9 protein-coding genes are annotated in these 9,034 nt (G+C 66.2%); 6 read left to right on the forward strand and 3 right to left on the reverse strand.

All coding sequences use genetic code 11. The features are described 5' to 3' along the window. Nucleotides 1–1,005 (forward strand): HNH endonuclease signature motif containing protein (locus AC1D1S_RS16425; protein ID WP_476994941.1); only part of this gene is annotated, 1,005 nt, incomplete at its 5' end. Between the two features lie 142 nt (nt 1,006–1,147). Then, nucleotides 1,148–1,666 (forward strand): DUF2087 domain-containing protein, encoded by a 519-nt coding sequence (locus tag AC1D1S_RS16430; protein WP_243177265.1) that lies wholly within the window; start codon nt 1,148–1,150, stop codon nt 1,664–1,666. Between the two features lie 139 nt (nt 1,667–1,805). Here the strand turns inward: AC1D1S_RS16430 and AC1D1S_RS16435 are convergent, their stop codons facing one another. Beyond that, complete coding sequence (locus AC1D1S_RS16435) at nt 1,806–2,111, reverse strand: hypothetical protein (RefSeq protein WP_028277894.1); 306 nt, start codon at nt 2,109–2,111, stop codon at nt 1,806–1,808. A gap of 233 nt (nt 2,112–2,344) precedes the next feature. Between AC1D1S_RS16435 and AC1D1S_RS16440 the strand changes: the two genes are divergently transcribed. The 3 genes from AC1D1S_RS16440 (at nt 2,345) to AC1D1S_RS16450 (ending at nt 5,581) form a co-directional block, all read left to right on the forward strand. Continuing rightward, nucleotides 2,345–3,907 carry a phospholipase D family protein gene (locus AC1D1S_RS16440; protein WP_243177264.1) on the forward strand — a complete coding sequence of 521 codons (1,563 nt, stop codon included), beginning with the start codon at nt 2,345–2,347 and terminating at the stop codon, nt 3,905–3,907. Between the two features lie 239 nt (nt 3,908–4,146). Then, nucleotides 4,147–4,527: a nuclear transport factor 2 family protein gene (locus AC1D1S_RS16445; RefSeq protein WP_476994942.1), complete on the forward strand. Its 381-nt coding sequence runs from the start codon at nt 4,147–4,149 to the stop codon at nt 4,525–4,527. A 247-nt stretch (nt 4,528–4,774) separates the two neighbouring features. Beyond that, nucleotides 4,775–5,581: an SDR family oxidoreductase gene (locus AC1D1S_RS16450; protein ID WP_476994943.1), complete on the forward strand. Its 807-nt coding sequence runs from the start codon at nt 4,775–4,777 to the stop codon at nt 5,579–5,581. A gap of 85 nt (nt 5,582–5,666) precedes the next feature. On the opposite strand, the gene AC1D1S_RS16455 is transcribed toward AC1D1S_RS16450, so the two are convergent. Both AC1D1S_RS16455 and AC1D1S_RS16460 read right to left on the reverse strand, forming a co-directional pair. After that, nucleotides 5,667–6,527, reverse strand: a complete 861-nt coding sequence (locus AC1D1S_RS16455; protein WP_476871718.1) for a 3-hydroxyacyl-CoA dehydrogenase — start codon at nt 6,525–6,527, stop codon at nt 5,667–5,669. Nucleotides 6,528–6,552: 25 nt separating this feature from the next. Then, the gene (locus AC1D1S_RS16460; RefSeq protein WP_243177260.1) at nt 6,553–7,185 is read right to left on the reverse strand and encodes a TetR/AcrR family transcriptional regulator; all 633 of its coding nucleotides are present in this window, start codon (nt 7,183–7,185) and stop codon (nt 6,553–6,555) included. A 69-nt stretch (nt 7,186–7,254) separates the two neighbouring features. Between AC1D1S_RS16460 and AC1D1S_RS16465 the strand changes: the two genes are divergently transcribed. After that, nucleotides 7,255–9,034, forward strand: a 1,780-nt coding sequence (locus tag AC1D1S_RS16465; RefSeq protein ID WP_476994944.1) for an NAD(P)-binding protein, incomplete at its 3' end; no start/stop codon positions are given.

Raw genomic sequence — 9,034 nt, forward strand, 5'->3', positions numbered from 1 at the left:
GTCGCGGACCGGCGGATCGAGTACACCCCGGACCGGGACGGCATGGCCTGGCTCTCCGCCCACCTCCCGGCCGACACCGCCGCCGGGATCTGGGACCGGACCACCGCCGCCGCCCGCGCCCTCCAGGGCCCGCACGAGGCCCGGACCCTCGCCCAGCTCCGCGCCGACATCACCGCCACCTGGCTCCTCAGCAACGGCACGCCCGGCGGCGGAACAAACGGCGGAACGGCCGACCGCGGCACCACCGGCGGACAGTCAGACGGCGGCACGGGGGCGGGTGCAGGTGGGCTTGTTCCGGTCCCGCGTGCGCAGGTCCTGGTCACCGTCCCGGTCCTGTCCCTGCTCGGCGCCACCGACGAACCGGCCGTCCTGGACGGGTACGGTCCGATCCCGCCGTCGATGGCCCGCCGCCTGATCGCCGACGGCGCCGGTTCCTTCTCCCGGGTCCTGACCGAYCCGCGSGACGGKGCCCCGCTGGAAATCGGCCGGACCAACTACCGGCTGACGACGGCCCAGCGCCACTGGCTCCGGCTCCGCGACGGCCGGTGCCCGTTCCCCGGCTGCGGCAACCACTCCCTGGACAACGAGGCAGACCACCTCCTGGCCTGGGCCGACGGCGGCACCACCGGCATCTCGAACCTCGGCCAGCCCTGCCCGAAACACCACCGGCTTAAACACGCCTCCGCCTGGACACCGGACCGGGCCAGCAGGGACCACCCGCCGGGCTGGACCTCCCCGTCCGGACGCTACTATCCCAGCGAACACCAGGACTGGGAACCACCCCACTGGCCCGAGGACTGGCTGCCCCACATCCAGGCCACGGACACACGCCCGGAACCCGACCCCGACACAGGCCCCGATCAAGGCCAGCCCGCGGATCCGGACGCAGGCCTGCCCCCGGACCCGTTCCCGGACTGGCACCAATTCACCGCCGGGCACCCATTCACGGCCGGACACCAATTTCCCGACGCAGTGCCGGAATACCGCCTGCTTCAACCCACATGAAAAGCCAACCGTCAATGTCCGGGCCATCAGCCTGCCGTCTGTAGGCCCTGTCCGCCACACCCGCGCAGGACTACGATTTTGCCTGTTGACCAATTGCCGTGACCAGCACAGGCGGGGGCAAATGCAGAGTGAGGAAAACGCTGTGACGGTAACGACGATGGTGAGTGGACCGCACTGGCGGCGTGTAGTGGCAGCCCTCGCTAACACGGACGCTCGGACCGCCTACGCGCAAATAGTGCTCGGCGCCGAGCTCCCCGACGTGCTTGCTGACCTGAATGACCACCGGCGAAACCGGGCTATCGCTGCCCTCCTTGAGTCAGGACTCGTGGAACGCAATGCCGCCAGTGACCTTGAGGCACCCGAGGCGATCTTCCGCGACCTCCTCAGGCAGCAACCCCGGCGGCAGCCGCAGACCGGATTGGCCCGCTTCATGCGCTTGGGGAGGATCGAGAGGTATCCAGCCAACATGACGGAACGGCGGGAGCTCCTGGCGTGGATCGTCAGCGAAACTATAGAGCCGGGCGAACACCTAACGGAAAAGCAGGTTAATGAACGACTGCTCAGTTATAGCGATGACGTCGTAATGCTGCGCCGCTACATGATCGACTTCGGACTCTTGGAACGGACGGCCTCGGGTTCCTCATACTCCCGGCAGGCATAACGCGGGCTCCAGGCCGGCATTAGGTGGGCTTTGAACTCGACGCTCTTTTAGCGCCCAAACCTGCCCGAGAGCCAACATTGGCACCCACGGGATGCAGCGGTTTCTTGTTCCACCGCGAGGCGAGCAGGATTCTCAGCGGTCAGCCCGCGCCCTGCCCCTCGCGGGCCACTTCTTCCAGAATCCTGGCTGTCGGCGCTGCCGTCATTAGCTGCCCGATCACCTCAGGTTTGTCCCACACCTGGCTGCGCAACTTTTCCAGAAAGCCGGTCGCGGCGTCCCTGGTGTCGAAATCAAGGAGCACGGCCACACTGTTCTGGTCCTCTGTGTCCCGGAACAAGCGGACTGCCCGGGCGCCGGAGGCGGCTCGGCCTGCGGGATCGGTGTCGAAGACCTTCTTAAAGGCCTCGTAGTCCCGGACCGGATAGCTAATCTGCAGGGTGAACATCGTCGTTCCTTTCCCTCGGGCTATGTCAGGACCACGATAGGCCGTCCAGCGTCATCCCGGTAGGGCCGGAGAGCGGGTTTGATCCGGTGCTTACGACCCGGTCGGTGACATTAGGCATCACAGTCGCTACGTTGAAGACCGGACACTAGTGCCCTGGGTTCGGGCGCCGAAAGAAGGACTGAGTGGACAGTGATGCTGGTACGTGGTTTCTGAGCCGCGCTGAGCGGGGAAATTTGGCCACAGACGTACACGCGGGCGGTGCCGGATCGCCGCCGTGGTCGGAGGGCAATCTCGTGCGGCCCCTGGTTCATGGTGCGACCTACTTCGCCCGGCTGCATGAGGAGTTGACGGCGCTCCAGGCGGGAGACCGCGTGTGGTTCACCGACTGGCGTGGCGACGCCGACGAGCGGCTGCTGGCGGACGGACCGTCGATCGGCGAGGTGCTCGCGGGCTTGGCCGGTGAGGGAGTGGAAGTGCGGGGGCTTGTCTGGAGATCCCATGGAGAGCGCGTATCGGCCCCGATCAGCGGCCGTTCCAATGAGCTCCTAAGCCGTCAGGTCAACGACGCCGGCGGAGAGGTGCTGCTGGATCAGCGTGTACGCGTGTTCGGCTCCCATCATCAGAAGCTCTTCGTCATTCGCCGTCGTCACAATCCGTCGCTGGATGTCGCGTTCGTTGGCGGGATCGACCTTTCCCACAGCCGTCGGGACGACGCCGACCACGCGGGAGACCCGCAAGCGGTGAGCATGGATTCCCGGTACGGTAAACGACCGCCATGGCACGATGCCGCCCTCGAACTGCGCGGCCCCGTGGTGGCAGATGTGCTGGCAGTGTTCGCTGAACGGTGGAATGACCCCCATCCCTTGGACCGACACACCCCCTACCGGATGCTGCTGCAACGACTGGCCCGTATGCCCAGGCACCCCGAACCGCTCCCGGCCACTGCTCCGCCGCCACCACCGGCGGGTCCTCATTCCGTGCAGCTGCTGCGCACTTACGGCGTTAGACGTCCCCCGTTTCCGTTCGCGCCTGTTGGGGAGCGCAGCATTGCCCGCGCCTACACGAAAGCTTTCGCCCACGCCCGCTCGCTGATCTACGTCGAGGACCAGTACCTGTGGTCGAAAGAGGTCGCAGCCGGAATCGCGGAGGCCCTCGACCGGAATCCCGACCTGAAGGTGATCGCCGTCGTACCCCGTTACCCCGACGCTGACGGGCCTCTCGCAGGGCCGGCGGCCCGGATCGGGCAACTGCATGCCATCAGCATGCTGCGTAGGGTTGCGCCCAACAGGGTCGGCGTGTTCGACCTGGAGAACCGCGCGGGAACTCCGATCTATGTCCACGCCAAGATCTGCATCATCGACGACACCTGGTTCACCTGCGGCTCAGACAACTTCAACCGCCGGTCCTGGACCAACGACAGCGAGCTCACCTGCGCCGTACTCGACACGACTGTCGACAACCGGGAGGCGTCCGGCACAGACAACAGCCGCGACACTTTCCGGCCTTTGGCCCACGAGCTCCGGCTCCAACTCTGGGCCGAACACCTGGGCCTGGAGCAGAACGATCCCCAGCTCGTCGACCCGGCGGCCGGGCTCAAACTTTGGAACACCACCGCGGACGCTCTCGACCGCTGGCATGAAGCCGGCCGCCGTTCCACCCGCCCCGCCGGACACGCGCGCCACCACACTCCAGAGCCGGTGTCGGCCCGCCAACGCCTCTGGGCAGATCCGATGAGCCGTCTTCTCATGGACCCAGACGGCCGCCCGCGCCGACTGCGCGGCACTACCCAGTTCTAGGCAAGACGCTGACGGCGGCGAACCAGCAGAACGCCTGAACGGCTCCGGGGACTGTAGCCCCGCCACGCCGCTGAAACGACGGCGAGTACCACGCCCCGGCGACAGCCTTCCTCGACGTCGTGACTTCTGTACTCAACGGATATAACCTGACCGGCGACGATCCGGTCCACATTGAACCGCGTTCACCGCCTCATCGATGTGCAGAGCTTGAAGTTTTCAATCTTAAGGAGGAGCTGCCGATGTCCCCGCTGAGCAAGGCTGCGCCAGACGTACTCCAACGCTACTACCGGATCCTGGCCGCCGGCATAGATGCGTTCGACCCCGACGGCGAGCTGCGCACTTTGCTCGTCGACGACCTCGAATTTGAAGGTCCGATCGCAGGGAAGCGCACAGGGGCCGCCGGATTCTGCCAAGGCGTAAAAGGCTTCATCGCCACAGTGTCGGACCTCGAGATCATCCAAGAGGTCCACGGCGCAGATGGCTCCGCGATACTCTACGACGCCCGCATGCCGGCCGGGCTTGTCCGACTCGCAGAGTTCTTCCGCTTCGACAACGGCAAGATCTCGACACTCCGGATCCACTACGATCCCGCCGACTACGTGCGACAAGGCGGCCGCTGATCTTCCTCCCCGCCCGAGGCAGACGCCGCCGGCGTCGCGGCATGATTCTGTCTAAATCCGTCCGCGACGTCCCGAGAGGCCCCCGATAATTGCCCCGATGCGATGGAACAGCGCCGCCGGGGAACCACCCGGCGGACAACCACCTCGGAACTGTCACCATGCCTGCCCTCTTGCTCTCCCCGGCCGCTGCGCGTATGAGAGAAGCATGGGTTCGCGACGAGATGTCCTCCGCGGTCGCGTGGCAGTCGTGACTGGCTCGACGCGCGGCCTGGGGTTGGCCATGGCCCGGTTGCTGGGGCAACAGGGTGCGACGGTAGTGCTGGCGTCCAGGTCGGACGCCGACGTCGAGGCCGCCGTCGAGCGGCTGCACGCGGAAGGGATCGCGGCATCCGGGCGTCAGTGCGACACCGGTGAACTGGCCGACGTCGAGGCCCTGCGCGACGAGGCCCTTAGCCGCGGGACGCTCGACATCTGGGTCAACAACGCCGGAGCTTCCGGTGTCTTCGGGCCGACGGCGTCCACGCCGGTCGAGGACTTCACACAAGTGGTGCGCACGAACATCCTCGGCACGTTCCACGGGTCGAGGGTGGCGTTGCCGGTGTTTATCGGCCAAGGTCGCGGCGACCTCGTCAACGTGTACGGCCACGGCGACCACGGACCGGTGGCGCTGCAGAACGCGTATGCGTCAAGTAAGCGTTGGGTCCGCCAGTTCACCGAGACGTTGCGAGTGGAGACCAAGGGCACCGGCGTCCGGGTGCATGGCATGAATCCGGGCCTGGTGATCACGGACATGCTGGGGCACGTCACGTCCCAGCCCGGGTACCAGCATCGACTGGGCGGGCTGCAGGTCGTCGTCGGGCTGTGGGGGCAGACCCCTGACGACGCCGCGCGCCCGCTCCTGGACCTGGTAACGTCGGACGCCGCCGAGTTCCGGTATCTGACCAAGACGACCATGGTGACCCGCGGGGTGCGCAACGTGCTGGCCGGACGCCTCCGTCGCGCSAGGCGTATGCCCCTGGACGTCACCGTCCTGGACTCGAACCGCCAGGGCTGACCGGGTCCGTGTAAAAAGCGGTTCCGCAGCCACTCCCCCTCCGCTGGGCCGTCCGTCAGCACCGTCCGTCAGCCCATGCGAAGACCTAGTAGGTATAGAAACCCTCGCCCGTCTCGACGCCGAGCTTGCCATGGTCGATGTAGTTGGCCTTGAGGTACCGAGCGAAGGCTTGAGATCCGGGGTCTGGCGATGAGGCGGCAATGTTGTAGGCGGTTCCCAGCCCGACGACGTCGTAGATCTGGAACGGACCGCTCGGCGCTCCGGTGGCAATGCGCCACGTCTTGTCGATCGTTTCCGGGCTGGCGACGCCTTGCAGCAGCAGGCCGGCGGCCGCGTTCAGGAGCGGGACCAGCAGGGAGTTCAGCACGTAGCCGGCCTTCTCCTTCCTGATCTCGATCGGCTCCAGCCCGCTGTTTCGCGCGAAGTCGACGACGGCGTCGAAGACTGCGGGATCGGTTTCGGCGGTGCCCATCACCTCGGCGATGTTCTGCGCCCAGATGTTGTTGGCGTAATGGATGGCGAGGAAGCGGTCGGGGCGGCCGGTGGAATCTTTAAGATCACTGGGCAGCAAAGTTGATGAATTCGTGGCGAAGATGGTCTTGGCGGGGGCCAGATCTGCGAGCGTGCGGTAGACGTCCCGCTTCACCTCGAGCAGCTCAGGAACGGCCTCGATCACGAGGTCTGCATCGGCGACGGCGTCCCCGAGGTTGGCGGTGAGGCGGAGGTTTTCAAGAGCTGCCTCGGCTTTGCTCTCTCCGGCACCGCCGACGTTGGCCGCCCGGTAGATGCCGACAAGCCGGGCGAAGCGCGCCCGGGCCTTCTCCAGGGCGTCGCCGTCGACGTCGTAGGCGGTGACAGCGAATCCGTGGAAGGCGGCCTGATAGGCGATCTGGGAACCGAGCACTCCGGTGCCGAGCACGGTCAGGGTCTTGATCTGGTGGGGCATGCGGGTTCTTCCTTTCCACCCGGCGCTAGGAACGGCCGGGGTTGACGGACCCGTAGATACTGCGGATCCAGATGGTGGATAACACGTCCAGGGCATGGGACTCCGCGATCGCGGGAATCTCCCGGTTGAGGACGGCGGTGATCACCCGCTCGTTCATGAGATTGAGGCTCACGGCCAGGTCATGGGCGTCGATGCCGTCCGGCGCAGCCCCTCGGGCTTGCTCGGACGCGATGACATCGCTCGAGAAATCGACCCAGGACTGCATCGATTTGGACCAGAGGGCGCGCACCTCGTCGTTGCGGGCCCGCGCTGCAATCGCCGCGGTGGCGACGCCGCGATGGGCCACGAACACCTCAACGAACATGCCAATGGAGCGCGTCCAGGCTCCCGCGGGGTCACTTTCGAAATTTCGCGGCAACTCGCTGACCCGGTGTTCCACCTCGGAGATCACCCGGTCCAGAAGGGCCAGCAGCATCTCATCCTTGGACGAGAAGTAGAAGTAGAAGGTGGGGCGCGAGATGCCGGCGCCGCGGGCCAGCTCCTCGATCGAAACGTCGTCGAAGGACCGCTCGCCAAGGAGCGCCTCGGCGGTGGTGAGGATCGCGTCCTGGCGTTCATCCCCCGAGACCCGTGCTGTACGTCTTCCACGTGGAGCCATGCGCCCATCCTAACGCGAGGTATCAACACGGTGTTGACTCTCTCGACTTTAAGTCGATAGCGTGGCGTGATGAGCGCGCACGTGGATGTGTTGATTGTCGGAGCCGGGCTGAGCGGCATAGGTTTCGCGAGCCGGCTGAAACGCGAAACACCAGGAAAGACGTTCGCGATCCTGGAGTCTCGGGGCACGGTGGGCGGCACCTGGGATCTCTTCCGATACCCGGGCATCCGCTCCGATAGCGACATGTACACGCTCGGCTATTCCTTCCGGCCCTGGGCCGGTGCCAAGGCGATCGCCGACGGCGATGCGATCCGCGACTACATCGAGGCGACCATTGCGGACGAGGGCCTTTCCCCGCAGATCCGGCTGAACACCCGGGTGGTCTCTGCCGACTGGTCCAGCGACACCGCGCTCTGGACGGTGACGGCCGTCCGCACCTCCGAGGGCGAATACCGGCACGGCGACCCGGGACCCGGCACCGCCGAGGCGGTCACGTTCACATGCTCTTTCCTGTCTGTGTGCTCGGGCTATTACCGCTATGACGAGGGGTTTACCCCTGCCATTGAGGGCGCCGACACCTTCGCCGGATCGATCGTCCACCCGCAGCACTGGCCGGCCGACCTCGATTACGAGGGCAAGCAGGTGGTGATCATCGGCAGCGGGGCCACCGCGGTGACACTTGTGCCGTCCATGGCGAAGTCGGCCGCGAAGGTGACGATGCTGCAGCGCTCCCCCACGTACATCGCCCCCGTGCCGTCCCGCGACCACCTGGCCGACCGCCTCCGGGGCAAGCTGCCCGCGCAACTGGCGTACGACGTCGTTCGGGTCAAGAACATTCTCTTTTCGATGTTCACGTACCAGCTCAGCCGACGGCGGCCGGAGACCATGAAGGCGATCCTGCGCAAATCGGCGGTCGCCAAGCTGCCGCAGGGCTTTGCGGTGGACACGCACCTGGCGCCGTCGTATCAGCCGTGGGACCAGCGGGTCTGCGCGATCCCCAACGGGGACCTCTACCGCGCGATCAGCGCAGGCACTGCCGACATCGTCACCGACAGGATCTCCCGGATCACGCCGGACGGGATTGACCTGGTCTCGGGCGGGTCGATCCCGGCCGACGTCTTCGTCACGGCGACGGGATTGAATCTGCTGGTCATTGGCGGCATGACGCTCACCGTCGACGGCGATCCCGTGGACGTGGGCAAGACCCTGACCTACAAGGGCATGATGCTCGACGGCGTGCCCAACTTTGCGCTCACCATCGGGTACACCAATGCATCGTGGACCCTGAAGGCGGATCTGGTCGCAGGCTACGTCTGCCGGCTGCTGAAGCATCTTGACCGGCGGGGACTGCATTGGGTGGTGCCCGCGGCGCCTGCCGATGTCGTCAACGGTGAGCTGTCCTCCCTGATTGACCTGAAGGCCGGCTACATTTTCCGCGGGGCCGATCAGCTGCCCCGGCAGGGTGCCGGTTCACCGTGGCGGCTGCACCAGAACTACTTCAGAGACTTTGCCCTCCTGAGGGCCGGCAGGTTGACCGACCGGGTCCGTTTCGGTCGGCGCGGACAACGGGTGCGGGCGTCCGGTGGGGCGCCATTTGTGCGCCGGGATCCCCTGGCGCTCCCGGGAACGGGATACGTCGACGTCGCAGGCACGCGGTTGCGCTACCGAAAGACCGGCAGCGGCGACCCGGTGCTGGTCCTGCACGGGATCGGCCAGAGCCTGGAGGACTGGAACGGGCAGCACGAGCGGCTCTCGGCACGCCACGCCGTTTACAGCGTGGACCTGCCCGGTTTTGCTTACTCGGAACGGCTTTCCGGGCCGGCGACGTTGGCGAAGCTGGCCGACGTCT

The organism is Arthrobacter sp. P1_A5, from assembly GCF_056406825.1.

Coding starts and splice junctions, on each gene's coding strand:
- AC1D1S_RS16460 (WP_243177260.1), bottom strand. CDS start 7,185: ATGGCTCCACGTGGAAGACGTACAGCACGGGTCTCGGGGGATGAACGC.
- AC1D1S_RS16455 (WP_476871718.1), bottom strand. CDS start 6,527: ATGCCCCACCAGATCAAGACCCTGACCGTGCTCGGCACCGGAGTGCTC.
- AC1D1S_RS16435 (WP_028277894.1), bottom strand. CDS start 2,111: ATGTTCACCCTGCAGATTAGCTATCCGGTCCGGGACTACGAGGCCTTT.
- AC1D1S_RS16445 (WP_476994942.1), top strand. CDS start 4,147: ATGTCCCCGCTGAGCAAGGCTGCGCCAGACGTACTCCAACGCTACTAC.